The following is a 20,266-nucleotide window of genomic DNA, read 5'->3' as shown; positions in this document are numbered from 1 at the left end:
CGTGTTGACGAGATTAACTTTACGGGGTTTATCGTCAATTAGTCAGAGCAACGGTAAAACAATGAAAGTGTAAAAAACAAATTTTCGCCAAATGTGGAGGAAATAAGGATAAAGCGTGGAGAGTTGCAACAAAAAATATTTAACAGGATGATTTTAAAGAGATTAAGCAGAAGTATAGCGAAGTGAAGATCAATAATAAAGCAATTCACCAGGAATATTCTGCAAAACAAGCGCAAGCGCTTTAATCGTTAAGAAAAGTTTTTTACTTCCCCCACCCGGATGATGGGAGGGGAAAGGTTCAGGATATTTTTTCCAGCATCAGCCCGGCCCGCAGGCCAAACGCGACGGTGGGGTTAGGGAATAAGACATACTCGGTGGTGTTCTGCACCTCGTAACGTTCCTCGCCATCCTCAGCCAGCAGCGCCCCTTTGCGGAACGGGGTGAAGTTCAGGGTGTGCGCGGCCATATGGAGCTGGAAGGCATCGCTGCGGCGCGTGATCTGCTGTACGACCCGATACCGCTCAACGGGCTGATGCGCGTGCTCGGGAGCCGTTCCTCCTAGCAGCGCCCGAAGGGCGAGATGCGTAGGCGCAAAGCGGGTCAGATCGTTCTGGCCGAACGGCAGCGCTTTTCCCAGTTCCAGCGTGCAGGACAGCGCAGCGAAACGTTCACAGGTGAAATGGGTAAACGTTCCGCCCGGCGACTGATGAAATACCAGCGCCTCCAGCCCGGCGTCACCCAGCCAGCTCAGGAACGCTTCATCCCACGGCTGACTGCGCTGCGGCAGAACGCCGAAGCGAACGTGGTAAGACGCGCGGATTGCCGTATGCAGATCCAGATGCCAGCGCCCCGGCCCCGCGACGGCAAAAAACGCGGTCACGACGTTCTCCAGCCACTCAGCCCGCGCCGTTTCATCGCTCTGCGGAAACTGCGACCAGCGGCCGCCAAACATGCGGTTAATGTCGCTCACCAGATACCGTTTGTTTTGCGCCAGCGCAGGAGGATTGCCGAGCACCACCAGCACGCGGCACTTTAGTTCGATCTCATTGCGATACAGCGCACGCAGCAGCAGATCAACAATCTCGACGGGCGCGGTTTCATTCCCGTGGATACCCGTTGAAAGCAGCAGCGAGAGATCGCTTTTTACGGTCGGCGTCAGTTCAAGCACCCCGCGCCCCAGCCACCGCCAGCGAAATGAGGGGCCGTCCCCCTCTTTCTGTTCCGGCGTCTCATCGGACAGGGTCAGCGCCAGTAAATTTTCCATATCCACTCCTTTAGCGCTGGAACGGGTAAACCGATCCCAGCTGCAGGATTGTCGATAACGCGTCCAGCGCCTCGCGCCCTTCACGCAGAAGCTGCGGGTCAACCAGATCCGCCTGCGTCAGACGATCGCGATAGTAGCGGTCGACCCAGTCATTCAGCCGCGTAAAGAGCGTATCGTTCATCATGACCGCCGGGTTCACCGCCTGCATTTCGTCCTGGGTCAGGACCACGCGCAGACGTAAACAGGCGGGACCACCGCCGTTGGCCATGCTTTCGCGCAGGTCAAACACGCGCAGTTCGTCAATCGGGTTATCGGCCTTGACCAGCTCCGTCAGGTAGCGCCACACGCCTTTATGATCCCGGGACTCCTGCGGCAGGACCAGCATCATGCTGCCATCGTCACGGCTCAGCAGCTGGCTATTGAACAGATAGGTTTCTACCGCGTCCTGCACGCTCACCGCCTCCGTGGGCACCTGGACTGGCGTGAAGCCGCGCACGCGCTCATGCAGCGTGGCGAGCAGCTTCTCCTGATGGGCAAACGCCTGCTCGTGGCAGAACAGCACCTGGCGGTTAGAAACGGCAATCACGTCGTTATGGAAAACGCCCTGGTCAATCACATGCGGGTTTTGCTGGGCAAAAACCACCTGGGAAGGATTGACCTGGTTCAGGCGCGCAACCGCCTGGCTGGCCGCCAGCGTCTGACGAGCAGGATAACGGGTTGGCGCGGCGTGGCCCCCCTCTTCTCGCCCGTAGATAAACAGCTGCAGGCCCGGGTCGCCATAGTCGCCCCCCAGGCGGTTATGGTTGGCCGCGCCTTCGTCACCAAACATCGCCACCTGCGGCAGGGCCTGATGCACCTCAAAATGGGCGTCATGGTTGAAAATGGCGCGCAGCACGCGCTCGGTGGTTTCCGCTTCGGTGGCGCGGTGGAATTTATTGTTCAGGTTCGCCACCGTCAGATGAACTTTGCCATCCAGCGTGTCGGCTGACGGCGCGACGGTCGCCGCGTTTGCCACCCACATCGAGGAGGCGGAGCTTGCCGCGGAGAGCAGGTGCGGCGTCTGCGTACCCGCTTTTTCGACGACCTGCTCATCGGTACCGCTAAAGCCGAGCTGACGAAGGACCGCCACGTTCGGGCGTTCCTGCGGCGGGATCACCGCCTGTGGGAAACCGGCATCCGCCAGCGCCTTCATTTTTAGCAGCCCCTGCTTCGCCGCCAGCTTCGGGTTGGAGACCTGAAAACGGTGCTTCGTCGAGGCTTCATTACCAAAAGAGAGACCGGCATAGTGGTGCGTCAGCCCCACCAGCCCGTCAAAGTTAACCTCACGCGCTTTCATGACGATCCCCTCCGGTAAAATCCAGCCCCGGATTAAGCGTCTCCGGCAGCGTCAGCGCAGGGGTTTCCAGGCTCGCCATCGGCCACGCGCAGTAATCGGCGGCATACCACGCGCTGGCGCGATGGTTGCCCGACGCGCCCACGCCGCCGAACGGCGCGGTGCTCGCGGCCCCGGTCAGCGGTTTATTCCAGTTCACAATCCCGGCGCGCGCTTCCAGCAGCAGTTGGTCAAACTTCTCGCGATGCGGCGAAATCAGCCCGCTCGACAGGCCGTAGCGGGTGTTGTTCGCCATCGCAATGGCCGCATCGAAATCGTCGTAACGCCAGACGCACAGCAGCGGGCCAAAGACCTCTTCATCCGGCACGTTGCTCGCGCCGCTCATTTCTACAATGCCCGGCGTCAGCAGCGAGCTACCCGGCTGAACCTGCTTCGGCTCCAGCAGGGTTTTCGCGCCGCGCGCGACGTGGTCCTGCCAGGCCTTCAGCACGTTCAGCGCGGCCTGTTCGGAAATCAGCCCGCCGATAAACGGCTGCGGATCGGCATCCCACGCGGCAGGCACCAGACGCGCGCTCACTTCTACCAGACGCTTCAGGAAGGCATCCCCCTGCGCGCCGCGCTTGACCAGCAGACGGCGGGAACAGGTGCAGCGCTGTCCGGCGGTAATAAAGGCGGACTGAATTGTCAGGTGCACCGCGGCGTCGATATCGTCAGGGTCTTCCACAATCAGCGGGTTGTTGCCGCCCATCTCCAGCGCCAGGATTTTCTCCGGCTGCCCTGCCAGCTGGCGGTGCAGCTGATAGCCCGTACCGGCGCTGCCGGTAAACAGCAGGCCGTCGATATCGCTCAGCGCGCTCAGCGCCTGACCGGTTTCCCGCCCGCCCTGCACCAGGTTCAGCACGCCCGGCGGCAGGCCGGCCTGTTCCCACAGCTTAACCACCGCCTCGCCGGTGAATGGCGTGAGCTCGCTCGGTTTGAAAATAACGGTATTGCCCGCCAGCAGCGCAGGCACAATATGGCCATTCGGCAGATGCCCCGGGAAGTTATACGGGCCAAACACCGCCAGCACGCCGTGGGGACGGTGGCGCAGCGTGGCCGCGCCGTCCGGCATGTCGGTGTGCTGTTCGCCGGTACGGGTGTGGTACGCCTTGACCGAAATGGCGATTTTGTTGATCATCGCCGTCACTTCGGTTGTCGCTTCCCAGCGCGGCTTGCTGGTTTCAGACGCGATGATGCGCGTCAGTTCGGCCTTGTTTGCCTCCAGCAGCCCGGCAAACTTTTCCACAATCGCCTGACGCACGGCGAAAGGCTGTTTTGCCCACGCAGGAAACGCGCGGCGCGCGGCCTGGCAGGCTTGTTCCACCTGCGCGGCGCTGGCGTCATGCCCCTTCCAGAGCACCTCTTTTCCAACCGGATTGGTCTTTACGCGCTCTTCGCCTTCGCCCGTGACCCAGTCACCGTTAATCCATAATGTCATGCTGTTTTCTCCTCAGGGCAGAGACGCACCAGGCGAACCGTATCGCCGGCGTTACATTTCAGGGCATCCAGTTCTGCAGCCGTCAGCACCAGACGTTCACATTTCGGGTTGGTACGCACCAGCATGGCGCGGAAGTTGGCGTAATTTTCGTTCGACACCAGACAGGCGGGCCAGTCACCCGGCGCGGGCTGACCTTCAGAGACCTCAACCAGACGGCTTTTACGGATCGCGCGCACGCGGTCGATATCGCACTCAAGCGTTGGGCCGCCGTCAAAGATGTCGACATAGTTCCGGTAGCGGAACCCCTCTTTCTCCAGCACCGCGCGGGCGGGCGCGGTTTGCGGATGGACTTCGCCAATCACCGCCTGCGCTTCCGGGCTGAGGAAATGGGTATAGATAGGATGCTTCGGCATCAGTTCGGCGATAAAGGCTTTCTGGCCGGTGCCGCAGAGATAGTCCGCCCGGCTGAACTCCATCGAGAAGAAGCGCTCGCCCAGGCTCTCCCAGAACGGCGAGTAGCCGGTGTCGTCGATCACGCCGCGCATCTCTGCGACCACTTTTTCGTTAAAGCGATCGCGGAAGGCGGCCATAAACATAAAGCGCGATTTGGAGAGCAGATAGCCGTTGCCCTCTTTGCGCCACGCCGGGTCGAGGAACAGCGTGCACAGCTCGCTGGCGCCCGTGTGGTCATTACAGAGGAACAGCGTGGGCAGCGCGTTATAGACGTTCAGCTCTTTCGAGGCGTGAACCATGGTGCCGACGCGGTAGTTGTACCACGGGTCGTTAAGCCCGACGGCCACTTCAATGGCGCAGATCCCGGCCACGGTCCCCGTGTCGGTGTCTTCCAGCACGAACACATACCCCTGTTCGCTTTTTGGCAACGTCCCCTGCCAGGTTTGCAGGGCGCGCTCAATGCGCGCCGACAGCGTTTTTTCATCGGCAGGAAGCGAGGTCAGCCCGCCTCCCGTCTTACCGGCAAGCTGCATGAGCCCGGCGAGATCGCCGCGCTCAACGGGACGGATGACCATCATGATGACACCCCGGATTTCACTTTTTCACACGCCAGCGCAAAACGGTCTAGACCGGTTTGCACCTCTTCCTCGCTGACGATCAGCGCCGGCGCAAAACGCACCACGTTGGCACCGGCAATCAGCACCATCACGCCCACTTTTGCCGCTTCCTGTGAAATAAGTTTAGCTTTTCCGGCAAACTCGGCGGTGAGCTCGCAGCCGATTAACAGCCCCAGACCGCGAATTTCTTTAAACAGCCCCGTTTTGCCGTTGATGGCATTCAGGCGCTCGACAAACCAGTCGTGACGCTGCTTAACGCCTTTCAGCACCTCAGGCGTGTTAATGATGTCCAGAACCTGCCCGGCGACGGCGGTGGCCAGCGGGTTGCCGCCGTAGGTGGTGCCATGGGTACCTACGGTCATAACGCTGGCGAATTTATCGGTGGTCAGCGTCGCCCCAATCGGGAAGCCGCCGCCCAGCGCTTTGGCGGTCGACAGCACGTCCGGCGTCACGCCGTAGTGCATATAGGCATACAGCTCGCCGGTGCGGCCCACGCCGGTCTGCACTTCGTCGAAAATCAGAACCGCGTCGTGGCGATCGCACAGCTCGCGCAGCCCCTGCAGGAAGGCTTTTTGCGCCGGAAGCACGCCGCCCTCGCCCTGCATCGGCTCGACGATCACCGCGCAGGTGGTGACGTTAATCAGCTCGCTGGCGGACTGCAGATCGTTATAAATACCGTGACGGATATCCGGCGGCAGCGGTGCGAAATCCTGCGAGTAGGAAGGCTGGCCGCCCGCGCTGACGGTAAAGAGCGTGCGCCCGTGGAAGGCATTTTTAAACGCCACGATGCCGCTCTTGTGGGTACCAAATTTATCGTGCGCATATTTGCGCGCCAGCTTCAGCGCCGCTTCGTTGGCTTCCGCCCCCGAGTTACAGAAAAAGACCTTTTTGGCAAACGTCGCGTCGATCAGTTTTTTGGCCAGGCGCAGCGCGGGTTCGTTGGTAAAGCCGTTGCCGGTATGCCAGAACTTCGCCGCCTGGTCATTCAGCGCCTGACGCAGCGCAGGGTGCGCATGACCCAGCGCGTTGACCGCAATCCCACCTGCAAAGTCGATATACTCTTTACCCTGCTGATCCCACAGGCGCGAGCCTTCCCCACGAACCGGAATAAAAGCCGCCGGAACGTAAACCGGCATCATCCATTCATCGAAATTTTCACGCGTAATTGACAGAGACATAGCGACCTCATCCGGTAAATAAAAAGTTATTTGAATGTTAAATAATTGAGTGTTTGCACTGTGAATGTAGATTGCAGCCTTCGTGCCAGCCAGCGATAAAATTGCATAAACGGGTTGAGGTAACAGAATATCAATAAGTTACAATATGGAGTTATTCACTGTTAGTGCATAAAAAGTGAATATTTTTACGACAAGCGGCGCTTTGCCGCATGAAAATCAGAAAGAGTATGCAAGGGCCAAATATAATTCTGGAATTGTGATCGCTCGCGAAATTTATCGGTCATTTACGCCCTGTTTGAGGGCGATGTGCGTCAGAATGGTGCAAATATTGCACCACCGGCATTATCTGTCGCAGTTATTGGCCGAACCCGGTAACAGTTGACGCAAATTCTGCTACCATCCATGCACTATTCACCTTGCACTGGCAGCGACTATGAAATTTGTCTCTTTTAATATCAACGGCCTGCGCGCCCGCCCCCATCAGCTTGAAGCTATCGTTGAACAACATCAGCCAGATGTGATCGGCCTGCAGGAGACCAAGGTTCACGACGACATGTTCCCCCTCGAAGAGGTGGCGAAGCTCGGCTACAACGTCTTCTATCATGGGCAGAAAGGCCATTACGGCGTTGCGCTGTTGACCAAAGAGACGCCAGTTTCAGTCCGCCGCGGGTTTCCCGGCGACGGCGAAGAAGCACAGCGCCGCATCATCATGGCGGAGCTGCCTTCCCCGCTGGGTAACATCACCGTGATTAATGGTTACTTTCCCCAGGGCGAAAGCCGCGACCATCCGACCAAATTCCCGGCCAAAGCCAAGTTTTATCAGGATCTGCAGAACTACCTGACCACCGAACTGAACAAAGACAATCCGGTGCTGATCATGGGTGATGTGAATATCAGCCCGACCGATCTGGATATTGGCATCGGTGAAGACAGCCGCAAACGCTGGCTGCGTACCGGCAAATGCTCCTTCCTGCCGGAAGAGCGCGAGTGGATGCAGCGCCTGCTGGACTGGGGGCTGGTGGATACCTTCCGTACCGCCAACCCGGACACGCAGGATCGCTTCTCGTGGTTTGACTACCGCTCAAAAGGCTTTGACGACAACCGTGGCCTGCGTATCGACCTGCTGCTCGCCAGTTCGCCGCTGGCAGAGCGCTGCATCGAAACCGGGATCGACTACGAGATCCGCAGCATGGAAAAACCGTCTGACCACGCGCCGGTGTGGGCTAAATTCAAGCTGTAATGACGCGTGAACATTCGAAAAACACTTTTCCTGTGCGCCCTTCTGGGCGCATTTATTCTGACGTTTGTCATGCTTCCTCCAGGCACGCTCTCCCTGGAAGGGATTAAAACCCACCAGCAGGCACTCCTCTCCCATGTTAACCACGCGCCGCTGCGAAGCGCGCTGATCTTTTTTGCGCTCTATGTGGCGGTCTCCGCCCTGTCGATCCCCGGCGCGGCGATCCTCACCCTGCTGGGCGGGGCGTTATTTCCCCTGTTGGAAGGCACCGTGCTGGTCTCGTTTGCCTCCACGCTCGGGGCCACGCTTGCGATGCTCGCCAGCCGATATCTGCTGCGCGAATGGGTCCAGCGTCGGTTTGCTCAGCAGATGAAAACGGTGAACGCCGGTATGGCGCATGACGGCGCGGGCTATCTTTTTGCCCTGCGCCTGATGCCGCTGTTCCCGTTTTTCCTGGTGAATTTGCTGATGGGGCTGACCCGCATTGGCGTATATCGCTACTGGTGGGTCAGCCAGGTCGCCATGCTGCCCGCGACGGTGGTCTTTCTCAACGCCGGGCACGAGCTGGGGAAAGTGGCGTCGCTGCGCGATATTTTGTCGCCGGGCATGCTAATCGCCTTTACACTATTGGGGTTATTGCCGCTGGCGACGCGTCGGCTGTTTTCCCGTTATCTCCCGTCTGTTAAAAAGTGAGGCATTATGCGCCGTGTGCGTTTTTGCGCGTTCCTGACCGGTCTGCTGCTGGCAGCCCCCCTCTGTGCCGCCGAAAGCTGGCACGCTATTCAACAGCAGGCCAAAGGCCAGACCGTCTGGTTTAACGCCTGGGGCGGCGATCCGGCGGTCAACCGCTACCTTGAGTGGGTCAGCGGTGAGATGCAAACGCACTACGCCATTACCCTAAAAATCGTCCCGCTGGCGGATGCCGCCGATGCGGTAAAACGTATTCAGACCGAAGCCGCCGCGGGGCGTAAGGCCAACGGCTCGGTTGACCTGCTGTGGGTCAACGGCGAAAACTTCCGCACGTTAAAAGAGGCGAACCTGCTGCAAACCGGATGGGCGCAGACGTTGCCAGACTGGCGCTATGTCGATACCCGCAAACCCGTTACGGAAGATTTTGCGATTCCAACCGACGGAGCGGAATCGCCGTGGGGCGGCGCGCAGCTGACCTTTATCGCCCGCAAAGCCAGCATGCCGACGCCGCCGGTGGATCCCCAGGCGCTGCTGGCGTACGCGCAGCAGCATCCGGGCAAGGTCAGCTATCCTCGCCCGCCCGATTTTACCGGCACGGCCTTTCTGGAGCAGCAGCTGCTGACGCTTACCGATCGCCCTGAGGCGTTACAAAAAGCGCCCGATGCAACGTTTGCTGAGGTTACGGCACCGCTCTGGGCCTACCTCGATAAGCTGCACCCGCTGCTGTGGCGCGAAGGAAAAGATTTCCCTCCCTCACCTGCCCGAATGGATGCCCTGCTTGCCAGCGGCAGTCTGAACCTGTCGCTGACCTTTAACCCGTCCCATGCGCAGCAGAAAGTGGCGAGCGGCGAACTGCCCGCCGACAGCTACAGCTTTGGTTTTGAGAGCGGGATGCTCGGCAACGTCCATTTTGTGGCTATCCCGGCCAATGCCAGCGCGAGCGCGGGTGCAAAGGTGGTCGCTAATTTCCTGCTGTCACCGCAGGCGCAAATCCGCAAGGCCGACCCGGCCATCTGGGGAGACCCGAGCGTCCTGGATGCGAAAGCGCTGCCCGAAGAGGAAGCGAAACAGCTGCTGGCCCATACGCCTCAGGGGCTGCCGCAGGTGCTTGCAGAGCCACAGTCCGCCTGGGTGAACGCGCTGGAGCAGGAATGGCTGCGTCGTTACGGCACCCGCTGAGCGGGCTTGTCTGGCTGGCGATGGCGGTAATTTATCTGCCGATCCTGCCCGCCGGCGTGATGCTGTTCGCACCGGCGTTTTCTGCGACAAACTGGCAGCGTCTGCTGAACGATCCGCAGCTGCCGCAGGCGACCGTCACCACGCTGGTCTCAACGCTCATCGCCACGCTGGGGGCATTGCTGATTGCCCTTTTCTTCGTCTGCCTTTTGTGGCCCGGTCAACGCTGGCGACGCCTCACGACCCGGCTGCCGTGGCTACTGGCGATCCCCCATGTGGCTTTCGCCACCAGCGCGTTGCTGCTGTTTGCCGAGGGCGGTCTGTTTTATAAGCTCTGTACCGTCTGTACGGCTCCGTTTGACCGCTACGGCGTCGGGCTGGGCCTGACGCTCGCGGTCAAAGAGAGCGCGTTCGTACTGTGGGCCATTTACGCCGTGCTGCCGGAAAAACGGCTCGCGCAGCAGAAGATCGTCCTGCAAACCTTTGGCTACGGGCGTTATCAGACGCTCAGCTGGCTGATCCTCCCGGCGATCGCGCCTGTCCTCGGCGCGGTGATGCTGGCGGTGCTGGCATGGTCGCTCTCGGTCGTGGACGTGGCGATCGTTCTCGGGCCCGGCAACCCGCCCACCCTGGCCGTGCTGGCCTTTCAGTGGCTAAGCCAGGGTGACGCGCAGCAGCAGGCAAAAGGAATGCTGCTGTGCCTGCTTCTCCTTGTACTGCTGGCCGCCCTGGCCGCCCTCGGATACGGCCTCTGGAAGGCATGGCGTCGCACAATTCCGGAACTCGCGGGAACGCGCCGAAGGTCTCAGCGCGCCCTGCCTGAGCGGGCATTCAGCGGGTTACTGCCCATGTGCGGCGTCCTGTGCGCTGCGGTACTGCTGATGCAGGAGCAAGGGGGAGACGCGGGCCCCGTGGGGACCAGCCTTTCCTTCGGCCTGCTGTCGAGCCTGATCGCCCTCATCGTCATTTTTCTCTGGCTGGAATGGGGACCGCAGCGCGGCGCAGCGTGGGTGTGGTCACCGCTCGCCCTTCCTGCGCTGCCGCTCGTCACCGGGCAATACTTTATTGCATTGCGTCTGGGACTCGACGGGAACTATGCCGCCGTGCTCTGGAGCCATCTGCTGTGGGTATTACCCTGGATGCTGCTGGTTCTGCAGCCCGCCTGGCGGCGAATCGATCCCCGGCTTATCCTTACCGCCAGAACGCTCGGCTGGCGACGGGCAAAAATATTCTTACTGCTGAAATGCCCCCTGCTGGTGCGCCCGGCGCTGCTGGCCTTTGCCATTGGTTTTTCCGTCAGCATGGCGCAATACATGCCGACGCTCTGGCTTGGCGCGGGGCGTTTCGCCACGCTGACTACCGAAACCGTCGCGCTCAGCAGCGGGGGCAGCATCCCTGTTCTCGCTAACCGGGCGCTGGGATTACTGCTGGTCACGGGCACGGTGTTCGGTCTTGCCGCCCTGTTATCCCGGCTCGCGGGCCGATACCGTCAAGGATTACGTTAATGCTGAAGGTAAAAGATCTCACCATCGAACCGCTTTTCCGCGAGGTCAATTTTTGCGTTCCTCGCGGGGAGATCGTTACCCTGATGGGGCCGTCCGGCAGCGGCAAATCGACCCTTTTTGCGTGGATGATCGGCGCACTGTCAGACGATTTCCAGGCGCGGGGCGAACTGTGGCTCGACGCGCGTCGCTGCGACGGCCTTCCCGTTGAATCACGCGGGCTGGGCATTCTCTTTCAGGACGCGCTGCTGTTTGAACCGTTCAGCGTCGGGCAAAATTTGCTGCTGGCCTTGCCTGAGCACATCGTCGGACGCGCGCGTCGGGAAGCGGTCGAGCAGGCGCTGGATTCCGCCGGGCTGAGCGGTCATTACGCCAGCGATCCGGCCACCCTTTCCGGCGGGGAGCGTGCCCGGGTCAGCCTGCTGCGGGCCCTGCTCGCAGAGCCGCAGGCGCTGCTGCTGGACGAACCGTTCAGCCGCCTCGATAAAACGCTGCGCACGACGTTTCGGACATGGGTTTTTGACGCCGTCCGCGCGCGCAATATCCCGGTGGTGCTGGTCACGCACGATGAGGACGATATTCCGCCCGGCGGCAAGCTGATTGAGATTTCTCGCTGGCAATAATGTGCTAACGCAATGTTTTCCGTTTCCGGAGAGACGACAATGCCCCCCTCTTTTACTGACGTCAGGTTATTCGATGAAACGTGTTTCTCAACTGACCGCGCTGGCCCTGCTCTGCGGCCTCGCTTCTTTTTCCTCTCTGGCGGCTGATATGCCCAACGCGATGACGCTCTCCCAGCTTCAGGCGCAGCACGGCACGCCTGTCGACACCCGCCCCAGCGCGTTCTATAACGGCTGGCCGCAAACCCTCAGCGGCCCCTCCGGGCATGAACCCGCCGCACTCAACCTGGCTGCCGCCTGGCTGGGCGCAATGAGCGACGAGCAGATTGCGCTTTGGGCAAAACAGCATCAGCTTACTCCTGCAACCGCCATCGCCCTGTACGGCGACGAGAACGATAACCTGGCGGTGAAGTCCCGCCTGGAGAAAGCCGGTTACCGCCACGTCTCGCTGCTCAGCGACGCGCTGCAAACGCCCGACCGTCTTCAGCGCCTGCCCCACTTTGAACAGCTGGTTTACCCGCAGTGGATCCACCGCCTCCAGCAGGGTAAACCCGTGACCGCCGCGCCTGCTGGTGACTGGAAAGTGATTGAAGCCGCCTGGGGCGCAACGAAGTTTTACCTGCTGAACCACATTCCCGGCGCGGGCTACATCGACACCAACGAGGTGGAGAGCGAGCCGCTGTGGAATAAAGTCTCCGACGACGCGCTGAAAGCGATGCTGGCGAAGCACGGGATCCGTCACGACACCACCGTTATTTTGTATGGCCGCGACGTTTACGCCGCCGCGCGCGTGGCGCAGATCATGCTGTATGCGGGCGTGAAGGATGTGCGTATTCTCGACGGCGGCTGGAAGGCGTGGTCGGATGCAGGCCTGCCGGTTGAGCGCGGCACGCCCGCGAAAGTGACGCCAGCCCCCGATTTTGGCGCGCCAATCCCCGGCCAGCCGCAGCTGATGGTTGATATGGAACAGGCGCGCGGGATGCTGCACCGTCAGGATGCCTCCCTGGTCAGCATTCGTTCGTGGCCGGAGTTCATCGGCGAAACCAGCGGCTACAGCTACATCAAGCCAAAAGGTGAAATAGCCGGTGCCCGCTGGGGTCATGCGGGCAGCGACGCGACCCATATGGAAGATTTCCATAATCCGGATGGCACCATGCGCAGCGCGGACGATATCGCCGCCCAGTGGAAGCGCTGGAATATTCTGCCGCAACAGCACGTCGCGTTTTACTGCGGCACCGGGTGGCGGGCGTCAGAAACCTTTATGTACGCCCGGGCGATGGGCTGGAAGAATATCGCCGTCTATGACGGCGGCTGGTACGAATGGAGCAGTCACCCGCAGAACCCGGTCACCACCGGAGCGCGCGGGCCAGAGAGCGCTCTCTAAGGGCTGAGTGACTTCAGCGTCACATAGCCGCTCCAGACGCGCGTTGTGGTGGTCAGCCAGCACAGCGCGCCGAATACCCACGCGAACAGCGCAAAGTGCGCCGGGAACAGGCAGCACAGCACGAACAGCGCGATGGTCTCCGTCCCTTCCGTTAACCCACCGATGTAATAAAACGACTTGTGCGCATAGCCGGGGTTGTCGATATTGTGCTTTGCGGCCAGGGCCGCAAACGCCAGAAAGCTGCTGCCGGTACCGATAAACGCAAACAGCAGCCAGGCGGCCGCGAGCGCATTCTCTGCCGGAGCCGCGAGCGCAAAGCCAAACGGCACCAGGGCGTAGAACAGAAAATCGAGCGCGATATCGAGAAATCCCCCCGCGTCGGTCAGCCCTCTCCGGCGCGCCAGCGCGCCGTCCAGGCCATCCAGCAGGCGGTTAAGCACGATGGCGGCCAGCGCCGCCGGATACCAGCCGAGGGCCAGAAACGGCAGCGCCAGCACGCCGATGGCAAACCCAGTCAGGGTTAATCCGTCGGGCGTGATGCCCGGCTTATCCAGCACGGAAACCAGACGATTCAGAACGGGCTTTACCCGCGGGTGCAGGTGACGGTCAAGCATGGGGAGTCTCGTTAAACGTGGCGCACAGTCCCTGCGCCGGAATATCCAGCGCGGCATTAAAGCGGGCGGAGAGATTCTGAAACGCAATCAGCGCCGTCATCTCGGTGATGGCATCATCCGTGAAGTGGCGTTTCAGCGCCGTTCTGACTGACTCATCCGCCCGGGGCGGCGTGGCGGTCATCGCCTCGGCGTAGGCCAGCGCCGCGCGCTCTTGCTCGTTGAACAAGGCGGAATCCTGCCATTCGCTCACGGCCTGAACCTTATCCAGCGCGCCGCAGCGCTCGGCCAGCCGCAGGCTGTTGGCATCAATACAGAAAGCGCAGTGACAGAGCTGGGATACCCGCGTCATGAGCAGCGAACGCAGCGCGGGCGTCAGGAGCGCGCGACGACGCTCCAGAAAGCCGACAAACAGCGCCACCAGCCAGAACAGACGCGGCATTCGCCCCCACCAGCGGGTGGGATTCAGCACCGCGCCAAAATGCTTTTTCTGCATGGCGGCTATCGGTTTTAGGCTGGCGGGAAGGGATTCGAGGGGGGCAACCCAGGCGGTGGACTCTTTCACCTGATTCTCCTGTTTACTGGACTCTGAGAAAGGGCACGATAATATGTCTTTTTTCGCTATTAATTATTGACGACCATGCTGAAAACACTCGATGTCGTTGCCGCCATCATCGAAAAAGACGGCAACATTTTACTGGCGCAGCGCCCTGCCCACGCCGATCAGCCGGGAATGTGGGAATTTGCAGGCGGTAAAGTCGAGGCCGGAGAAACCCAGCCAGAAGCGCTTATCCGCGAGCTGCGTGAAGAGTTGGGCATTGACGCCCTGCCGGGGCAATACGTGGCAAGCCACCAGCGGGAAGTCTCGCAGCGGTTGATTAACCTGCATGCCTGGCACGTTCCTGCTTTTCGCGGCGAGCTCACGGCGCACTACCACAGCGCGCTCGCGTGGTGTACGCCGGAAGAGGCGTTTGGCTACGCCTTAGCCCCTGCGGATATTCCGCTGCTGGAAGCCTTTATTGTTTTACGCGACGCCAGACCAGCGGGTTCGTGCTGATGGCGCGCTCGTCGCGCTGGCACTGCAGCAGAATGCCGTCCGCTTTCACCACGGCCCCTTCCGAGTAGTTCTGATTCTGATAGATACAGCACTGATTACAGGGCTGCACCGTTTGATTCTGGCCGCTGGAGCTAAACACTTCCGGCGGCACATTCACTTCCACGTCCGGGAGAATGGGATTGGCCTGCACGCCTGCGGTAAAGATCAGACATAACGCGGTGAGTAGATAACGTTTCATAGACACATCTTCCAGTAGTTCCTTGATAATGACTATAACGGTAAACCAGAGCCGAACCTTTAATTTATCTCTTCATCGCTTTTCGTTATGACGCCCGCCCTCTCATTAATTTCCCTTTCGTCATAAATTTCTGCTTGCCTCACAAAGCGGTACGGGTGGTATAGTCAAAAAAACAACACAAATCGCATAAGTAATAAACACAAAATACGATAAGAGGTTCTTATATCTATGGATCAGACACGCTCTCTGGAAAGTTTCCTTGCCCATGTTCAGCAGCGCGACCCGCACCAAAGCGAGTTCGCGCAGGCCGTGCGTGAAGTTATGACCACCCTGTGGCCCTTCCTTGAACAAAACCCGCGTTATCGCCAGATGTCTCTGCTTGAACGCCTGGTCGAGCCAGAACGCGTGATCCAGTTCCGCGTGACGTGGGTTGACGATCGCAACCAGGTACAGGTTAACCGCGCGTGGCGCGTTCAGTTTAACTCGGCGATTGGTCCGTTTAAGGGCGGCATGCGTTTTCATCCGTCCGTGAACCTGTCGATTCTGAAATTCCTCGGCTTCGAGCAGACCTTTAAAAACGCCCTCACCACGCTTCCGATGGGCGGCGGGAAAGGCGGCAGCGATTTCGACCCGAAAGGCAAAAGCGAAGGCGAAGTGATGCGCTTCTGCCAGGCGCTGATGACCGAACTCTACCGCCACCTCGGCCCGGATACCGACGTTCCTGCCGGTGATATCGGCGTGGGCGGACGTGAAGTGGGCTTTATGGCCGGGATGATGAAAAAGCTCTCCAACAACAGCGCCTGCGTCTTTACCGGCAAGGGGCTGTCGTTTGGCGGCAGCCTGATCCGCCCGGAAGCGACAGGATACGGCCTGGTTTACTTCACCGAGGCGATGCTCAAGCGTCACGGTTTAGGCTTTGAAGGTATGCGCGTCGCGGTGTCCGGCTCAGGTAATGTGGCGCAGTACGCGATTGAGAAAGCGATGCAGCTTGGCGCTCGCGTGGTGACCGCCTCTGACTCCAGCGGCACGGTAGTGGATGAAGCGGGCTTCACGGCAGAGAAGCTGGCGCGCCTGTGTGAGATCAAAGCCAGCCGCGACGGTCGCGTGGCGGATTATGCCCGGGAGCTTGGCCTGACCTACCTGGAAGGGAAACAGCCGTGGGGCGTGCCGGTGGATATCGCCCTGCCGTGTGCCACGCAGAACGAGCTGGATGCGGACGCCGCGCGTACCCTGATTAGCAACGGCGTAAAAGCGGTGGCCGAAGGGGCGAATATGCCGACCACCATCGACGCGACGGATCTGTTCCTGGAAGCGGGCGTGCTGTTTGCGCCGGGCAAGGCCGCTAACGCGGGCGGCGTGGCGACCTCCGGCCTCGAGATGGCGCAAAACGCCGCGCGTCTCGGCTGGAAGGCGGAGAAAGTGGATGCGCGCCTGCACCACATCATGCTCGATATTCACCATGCCTGCGTGGAGTACGGCGGCGAGGCATCGCAAACCAACTACGTGCGCGGGGCGAATATCGCCGGATTCGTGAAGGTGGCGGATGCGATGATTGGTCAGGGTGTGATTTAAGGTTTATCGCGTGCGGCCGGGAGCCCTCACCCCGGCCCTCTCCCACTGGGAGAGGGAGAAAACCGGGCGTATCAGGCCGCGCTCTTTTTCTTTTTGAACGGTTTCTTCGCGCCGCCACCGGGCGCAACCATCCCTCTGAACGTTTTCACCGGCGTGCTGCGCGCCTGATCGATCAGCTGATAAAGCGTCCCGACCAGCGGCTGCATAAAGTCCTGATAGCGGCACTGCTTCTCGCTGATCTGCGTCAGCACCGATTCCCAGTGCGCGGTCATGTCCGGCCTCGCGGCCAGCTCCGGCAGAGAATGAATCAGCGCCCGGCCCGGTTCCGTTGAGTGGATGTAGCGTCCCTTTTTCTCCAGGAAGCCGCGCTTAAAGAGCAGCTCGATGATCCCCGCGCGGGTTGCTTCCGTCCCCAGACCGTCGGTGGCGCGCAGGATCTTCTTCAGATCTTTATCCTGTACAAACCGGGCGATCCCGGTCATCGCCGACAGCAGCGTCGCATCGGTGAAATGGCGCGGGGGCTGGGTCTGACGTTCAACCACTTCGCCCTTCTCGCACAGCAGTTCGTCATCTTTGGCGACCACCGGCAGCGGCGTGCCGTCGTTCTCTTCGTCGCGCTCTTTGTTACCGAGCAGCGTGCGCCAGCCCGCTTCCGCAAGGAAACGCGCTTTGGCGATAAACTTGCCTTTGGCAATCTCAAGCTCAATCACGCACTTACGGAATACCGCGTCCGGGCAGAACTGCATCAGGTACTGACGGGCGATCAGGTTATAGACCTTCGCTTCGTTGTCGGTAAGGTTGACGTTGCTGGCGCGCGCCGTCGGGATAATCGCGTGGTGGGCATCGACTTTTTTGTCGTCCCAGCAGCGGTTATGGGTGTCCGGATTCACCGCCGGCTGCGGGAGCAGATCCGGCGCGTGGACGCTGATGGCGTTCATCACCGAATGGCGTCCGGCAAAGTGCTCTTCCGGCAGATAGCGGCTGTCCGAACGCGGATAGGTGATGAGCTTATGGGTTTCGTAGAGCTTCTGGCAGATGTCCAGCACGTTCTGCGCGCTGAGGCCAAACTTTTTGGCCGCCTCAATCTGAAGTGCAGAAAGCGAGAACGGCAGCGGCGCGGGTTCTGATTCCCGTTTATCGTTATAGCTGGTGACGATAGCCGGCTGGCCGGTAATGCGGTTAACCACATGATCCGCCAGCGGACGATGGAGCAGTCGCCCCTCTTCATCCTGATACGATTCACAGGCATCGCTAGGCTGCCAGACGGCGGTAAAGCGTTCGTCCTTAGGCGTGACGATATGCGCTTTTACTTCAAAGAAATCTTTGGCGACAAAGTTCTCAATCTCTTCGTCACGCCGCACGACTAGCCCCAGCACCGGCGTCTGCACGCGCCCCACGGAAAGCACGCCCTGATAGCCCGCGTTGCGCCCAAGAATGGTGTACGCGCGGGTCATGTTGATGCCGTACAGCCAGTCGGCGCGGGCGCGGGCTAAAGCCGAGACGCACAGCGGAATAAACTCGCTGTTGGCGCGCAGGCGCGAAATCGCCCGCTCGACGGCCTGCGGGTTGAGGTCGTTAATCAGGCAGCGCTGCACCTGCTGGCGCTTTTCCGGCGCCAGCTCCAGGTAGTCCAGCACCTCATCCACCAGCAGCTGTCCTTCCCTGTCCGGGTCACCCGCGTGCACGATCTCAGCGGCTTCATGCAGGAAGCGCTTAATCACGTTGAGCTGTTTGGTGACGGAGGGACGGGGCTGCAGGCGCCATTTTTCCGGCACGATGGGCAGATCGTTTAAATTCCAGCGGGCGTAGCGGCTGTCGTAGACGTCCGGCTGCGCCTGCTCAAGCAGGTGACCAATACACCAGGTGACCACCTGCCCGTTACCGCATTCGATAAAGCCGTCGCCCTTACGATGCGGCTTAGGCAGCACGTCGGCGATGGCACGGGCCAGGCTCGGCTTTTCGGCAATAAACAACCGCATCGAATTAACGGATCTCAATCATCGGACGACCGCCGCGCGCGGTCACCAGCTCGCCGATCGCCGTCAGGGTGATGCCGAACTCGGCGGCAGTGGCCTGAACCTCGGCTTCGGATTCCGGCGTGACCGCCAGCAGCAGGCCGCCGGAGGTTTGCGGATCGCACAGCAGGTTGCGCCACTCCTCGGGCATTTCGCCCATCAGGTGACCGTAGCTGGCGAAGTTGCGCTGGGTACCGCCCGGGACCGCGCCCTGAGCAATATACTCCTCCACGCCCGGCAGCTTCGGCACGTCCTGATACCAGACCTGCGCCTGCACGCCCGCGCCCTGACACACTTCAGAGAGGTGCCCCAGCAGACCAAAACCGGTGACGTCGGTCATCGCCTTCACGCCGTCGATATTGGCAAACGCCGCGCCGGCGAGGTTCATCTGGCACATGACTTCGGTTGCCAGGCCTTTGTGCTCCGGTTTCAGCAGGGATTTTTTCTCGGCGGTGGTCAGCACGCCAATACCCAGCGGCTTGGTGAGGAACAGTTTGCAGCCCGCCTGCGCGGTGCTGTTGCGCTTCACGCGTTCGGTCGGCACTACGCCGGTAACGGCCAGGCCAAAGATAGGCTCCGGCGCATCAATAGAGTGACCGCCGGCCAGGGCTATCCCCGCCTGCTGGCAGGCAAAACGACCGCCATCAATCACTTCACGGGCCACTTCCGGCGGGATGGTGTTGATCGGCCAGCCCAGAATGGCAATCGCCATGATCGGCTTACCGCCCATCGCGAAGATATCGCTGATGGCGTTGGTGGCCGCAATGCGCCCGAAGTCGAACGGGTTGTCGACAATCGGCATAAAGAAGTCGGTAGTACTGATAATGCTGGTGCCGTTACCTAAGTCATAAACTGCAGCATCGTCACGCGTTTCATTGCCGACAAGCAGGTTCGGGTCGACAAACTTCGCCTGTTCACTGTGCAGGATGGTCTCCAGCACTTTCGGGGAAATTTTACAACCGCAACCGGCTCCGTGGCTGTACTGCGTTAAACGAATGGTTTGCTCGCTCATGGACGTCTCCTGTCATCTCAATCGCGCTATGGTAGCGCTCATTCCATAAAGAGGTAAGTATGACTGTCTGAATTCTGCGGCAGATGCTCAGAATCCAGACAGTTTAGGTGCGTTATCAGAAATGGCTGACGAAAGGCGTGGTATCCGGAATGCTGATGGTGCTGGAGGCTTTAAGCTGCGGGGTGCCGAGATAGAGGAAACCGACAATTTTGTCATGCTTACCGCAGCCAAAACCGTCACGGACCGCCGGGCTTTCGGTTAGCGCACCGGTACGCCAGATACCGTTAAAGCCCTGCGCGACGGCGGCCATTTGCATCGCCATCACCGCACAGCCTGCGGACATTTCCTGCTCCCAGACCGGCACCTTATGGCCGGCCTGGCATTTCGCCACGACGGCGATAATCATCGGGGCGCGGAACGGGGCATTGCGCGCCTTGTCGATACCTTTCTCATCCTGACCGGCGGCAACCGCGCCCTGCTCCAGCAGCTGACTGAAACGATCGCGGCCTTCGCCTTCAATCACAAAGAAGTGCCACGGCTGCAGCGTGCCGTGATCGGGGGCACGCATGCCGGCACGCAGAATGTTCTCCAGCTGCTCGCCTGCCGGGGCAGGTTCGGCCAGACGGGAAGCGCTACGGCGGTTAACAAGCAGTTCGAGTGCGTCCATTGGTTAACTCCTTTCTTGAAATTTACTCACAAAATTAACACGACGGCAGATTTTGTTACAGCCTGGCAGGCGATTCCTGCTGACAAGTGGCGGTTGGGTCATTACGATAACCCAACATTACCGTCCAGTGGCGACGGAAACAGTCATTTTCTGGTTAGGGAGA

Annotated in this window: 19 protein-coding genes; 8 read left to right on the top strand and 11 right to left on the bottom strand. The window is 60.2% G+C overall.

Going from position 1 to position 20,266, the window contains the following annotated elements; all coding sequences use genetic code 11:
* Positions 1–298: 298 nt before the first annotated feature.
* From astE to ACERY3_RS05595, 5 genes are read right to left on the bottom strand one after another with little or no spacing between them, the layout of a single operon-like run.
* Entirely contained in the window at positions 299–1,264 is a 966-nt protein-coding gene (gene astE, locus ACERY3_RS05615) for a succinylglutamate desuccinylase (protein ID WP_373225256.1), read from the bottom strand.
* A gap of 10 nt (positions 1,265–1,274) precedes the next feature.
* Entirely contained in the window at positions 1,275–2,600 is a 1,326-nt protein-coding gene (gene astB / locus ACERY3_RS05610) for an N-succinylarginine dihydrolase (RefSeq protein WP_094935579.1), read from the bottom strand.
* Positions 2,587–4,074 (bottom strand): succinylglutamate-semialdehyde dehydrogenase, encoded by a 1,488-nt coding sequence (astD, locus tag ACERY3_RS05605; RefSeq protein WP_373225255.1) that lies wholly within the window; start codon positions 4,072–4,074, stop codon positions 2,587–2,589. The genes astB and astD overlap by 14 nt, the downstream gene beginning before the upstream one ends.
* Positions 4,071–5,105 carry an arginine N-succinyltransferase gene (gene astA / locus ACERY3_RS05600; protein WP_023311275.1) on the bottom strand — a complete coding sequence of 345 codons (1,035 nt, stop codon included), beginning with the start codon at positions 5,103–5,105 and terminating at the stop codon, positions 4,071–4,073. The genes astD and astA overlap by 4 nt, the downstream gene beginning before the upstream one ends.
* Positions 5,102–6,322, bottom strand: coding sequence for an aspartate aminotransferase family protein (locus ACERY3_RS05595; protein WP_373225254.1), 1,221 nt, complete (start codon positions 6,320–6,322; stop codon positions 5,102–5,104). Before ACERY3_RS05595 ends, astA begins: the two co-directional genes overlap by 4 nt.
* Before the next feature lie 433 nt (positions 6,323–6,755).
* On the opposite strand from ACERY3_RS05595, the gene xthA reads away from it, so the two are divergent.
* The 6 genes from xthA (at position 6,756) to ACERY3_RS05565 (ending at position 12,931) form a co-directional block, all read left to right on the top strand.
* Positions 6,756–7,562 carry an exodeoxyribonuclease III gene (xthA, locus tag ACERY3_RS05590; RefSeq protein ID WP_058840797.1) on the top strand — a complete coding sequence of 269 codons (807 nt, stop codon included), beginning with the start codon at positions 6,756–6,758 and terminating at the stop codon, positions 7,560–7,562.
* Between the two features lie 6 nt (positions 7,563–7,568).
* Positions 7,569–8,252 (top strand): TVP38/TMEM64 family protein, encoded by a 684-nt coding sequence (locus ACERY3_RS05585; RefSeq protein ID WP_058840798.1) that lies wholly within the window; start codon positions 7,569–7,571, stop codon positions 8,250–8,252.
* Between the two features lie 15 nt (positions 8,253–8,267).
* A complete protein-coding gene (locus ACERY3_RS05580; protein ID WP_373225553.1) occupies positions 8,268–9,428 on the top strand; it encodes an ABC transporter substrate-binding protein in 1,161 nt (386 codons plus the stop codon).
* The gene (locus tag ACERY3_RS05575; protein WP_373225253.1) at positions 9,401–10,930 is read left to right on the top strand and encodes a thiamine ABC transporter permease; all 1,530 of its coding nucleotides are present in this window, start codon (positions 9,401–9,403) and stop codon (positions 10,928–10,930) included. The genes ACERY3_RS05580 and ACERY3_RS05575 overlap by 28 nt, the downstream gene beginning before the upstream one ends.
* Entirely contained in the window at positions 10,930–11,550 is a 621-nt protein-coding gene (locus tag ACERY3_RS05570; protein ID WP_373225252.1) for an ATP-binding cassette domain-containing protein, read from the top strand. The genes ACERY3_RS05575 and ACERY3_RS05570 overlap by 1 nt, the downstream gene beginning before the upstream one ends.
* A 73-nt stretch (positions 11,551–11,623) precedes the next feature.
* On the top strand, positions 11,624–12,931 hold the full coding sequence (locus ACERY3_RS05565; RefSeq protein WP_373225250.1) for a sulfurtransferase: 1,308 nt from the start codon (positions 11,624–11,626) through the stop codon (positions 12,929–12,931).
* Here the strand turns inward: ACERY3_RS05565 and ACERY3_RS05560 are convergent.
* Both ACERY3_RS05560 and ACERY3_RS05555 read right to left on the bottom strand, forming a co-directional pair.
* The gene (locus ACERY3_RS05560; RefSeq protein WP_373225249.1) at positions 12,928–13,545 is read right to left on the bottom strand and encodes a CDP-alcohol phosphatidyltransferase family protein; all 618 of its coding nucleotides are present in this window, start codon (positions 13,543–13,545) and stop codon (positions 12,928–12,930) included. The genes ACERY3_RS05565 and ACERY3_RS05560 overlap by 4 nt on opposite strands.
* The gene (locus tag ACERY3_RS05555; protein ID WP_373225248.1) at positions 13,538–14,107 is read right to left on the bottom strand and encodes a carboxymuconolactone decarboxylase family protein; all 570 of its coding nucleotides are present in this window, start codon (positions 14,105–14,107) and stop codon (positions 13,538–13,540) included. The genes ACERY3_RS05560 and ACERY3_RS05555 overlap by 8 nt, the downstream gene beginning before the upstream one ends.
* A gap of 75 nt (positions 14,108–14,182) precedes the next feature.
* On the opposite strand from ACERY3_RS05555, the gene ACERY3_RS05550 reads away from it, so the two are divergent.
* Positions 14,183–14,599 (top strand): pyrimidine (deoxy)nucleoside triphosphate diphosphatase, encoded by a 417-nt coding sequence (locus tag ACERY3_RS05550; RefSeq protein WP_032657918.1) that lies wholly within the window; start codon positions 14,183–14,185, stop codon positions 14,597–14,599.
* On the opposite strand, the gene ACERY3_RS05545 is transcribed toward ACERY3_RS05550, so the two are convergent.
* Positions 14,559–14,837, bottom strand: coding sequence for a DUF1496 domain-containing protein (locus tag ACERY3_RS05545; protein WP_029742006.1), 279 nt, complete (start codon positions 14,835–14,837; stop codon positions 14,559–14,561). The two genes, ACERY3_RS05550 and ACERY3_RS05545, sit on opposite strands and share 41 nt — an antisense overlap.
* Positions 14,838–15,065: 228 nt before the next feature.
* Here ACERY3_RS05545 and gdhA point away from each other — a divergent pair, with 228 nt between their 5' ends.
* Positions 15,066–16,409: an NADP-specific glutamate dehydrogenase gene (gene gdhA, locus ACERY3_RS05540; RefSeq protein ID WP_039262035.1), complete on the top strand. Its 1,344-nt coding sequence runs from the start codon at positions 15,066–15,068 to the stop codon at positions 16,407–16,409.
* 71 nt (positions 16,410–16,480) lie between these two features.
* Here the strand turns inward: gdhA and ACERY3_RS05535 are convergent, their stop codons facing one another.
* The 3 genes from ACERY3_RS05535 to ACERY3_RS05525 all read right to left on the bottom strand — a co-directional run bounded on the left by ACERY3_RS05535 (position 16,481) and on the right by ACERY3_RS05525 (position 20,103).
* Positions 16,481–18,388 carry a DNA topoisomerase III gene (locus ACERY3_RS05535; protein WP_373225247.1) on the bottom strand — a complete coding sequence of 636 codons (1,908 nt, stop codon included), beginning with the start codon at positions 18,386–18,388 and terminating at the stop codon, positions 16,481–16,483.
* Between the two features lie 4 nt (positions 18,389–18,392).
* Positions 18,393–19,436, bottom strand: a complete 1,044-nt coding sequence (selD, locus tag ACERY3_RS05530) for a selenide, water dikinase SelD (protein WP_008500702.1) — start codon at positions 19,434–19,436, stop codon at positions 18,393–18,395.
* Positions 19,437–19,551: 115 nt separating this feature from the next.
* On the bottom strand, positions 19,552–20,103 hold the full coding sequence (locus ACERY3_RS05525; protein WP_373225246.1) for an NAD(P)H nitroreductase: 552 nt from the start codon (positions 20,101–20,103) through the stop codon (positions 19,552–19,554).
* Between the last annotated feature and the right edge of the window lie 163 nt (positions 20,104–20,266).

The organism is Enterobacter cloacae complex sp. ESBL7, from assembly GCF_041679625.1.
Taxonomy (GTDB): domain Bacteria; phylum Pseudomonadota; class Gammaproteobacteria; order Enterobacterales; family Enterobacteriaceae; genus Enterobacter; species Enterobacter asburiae_B.
Note: the sequence above shows the minus strand (reverse complement) of the source record. Positions and strands in the feature narration are given on the sequence as shown.

Bases quoted from the DNA above. Each gene is read 5' to 3' on its own strand.
- ACERY3_RS05545 (WP_029742006.1), bottom strand. From the start codon at position 14,837: ATGAAACGTTATCTACTCACCGCGTTATGTCTGATCTTTACCGCAGGC.
- selD (WP_008500702.1), bottom strand. From the start codon at position 19,436: ATGAGCGAGCAAACCATTCGTTTAACGCAGTACAGCCACGGAGCCGGT.
- ACERY3_RS05570 (WP_373225252.1), top strand. From the start codon at position 10,930: ATGCTGAAGGTAAAAGATCTCACCATCGAACCGCTTTTCCGCGAGGTC.
- ACERY3_RS05525 (WP_373225246.1), bottom strand. From the start codon at position 20,103: ATGGACGCACTCGAACTGCTTGTTAACCGCCGTAGCGCTTCCCGTCTG.
- gdhA (WP_039262035.1), top strand. From the start codon at position 15,066: ATGGATCAGACACGCTCTCTGGAAAGTTTCCTTGCCCATGTTCAGCAG.
- ACERY3_RS05575 (WP_373225253.1), top strand. From the start codon at position 9,401: ATGGCTGCGTCGTTACGGCACCCGCTGAGCGGGCTTGTCTGGCTGGCG.
- ACERY3_RS05595 (WP_373225254.1), bottom strand. From the start codon at position 6,322: ATGTCTCTGTCAATTACGCGTGAAAATTTCGATGAATGGATGATGCCG.
- astD (WP_373225255.1), bottom strand. From the start codon at position 4,074: ATGACATTATGGATTAACGGTGACTGGGTCACGGGCGAAGGCGAAGAG.
- ACERY3_RS05560 (WP_373225249.1), bottom strand. From the start codon at position 13,545: ATGCTTGACCGTCACCTGCACCCGCGGGTAAAGCCCGTTCTGAATCGT.
- ACERY3_RS05535 (WP_373225247.1), bottom strand. From the start codon at position 18,388: ATGCGGTTGTTTATTGCCGAAAAGCCGAGCCTGGCCCGTGCCATCGCC.
- ACERY3_RS05565 (WP_373225250.1), top strand. From the start codon at position 11,624: ATGAAACGTGTTTCTCAACTGACCGCGCTGGCCCTGCTCTGCGGCCTC.
- astA (WP_023311275.1), bottom strand. From the start codon at position 5,105: ATGATGGTCATCCGTCCCGTTGAGCGCGGCGATCTCGCCGGGCTCATG.
- xthA (WP_058840797.1), top strand. From the start codon at position 6,756: ATGAAATTTGTCTCTTTTAATATCAACGGCCTGCGCGCCCGCCCCCAT.
- astB (WP_094935579.1), bottom strand. From the start codon at position 2,600: ATGAAAGCGCGTGAGGTTAACTTTGACGGGCTGGTGGGGCTGACGCAC.
- ACERY3_RS05550 (WP_032657918.1), top strand. From the start codon at position 14,183: ATGCTGAAAACACTCGATGTCGTTGCCGCCATCATCGAAAAAGACGGC.
- astE (WP_373225256.1), bottom strand. From the start codon at position 1,264: ATGGAAAATTTACTGGCGCTGACCCTGTCCGATGAGACGCCGGAACAG.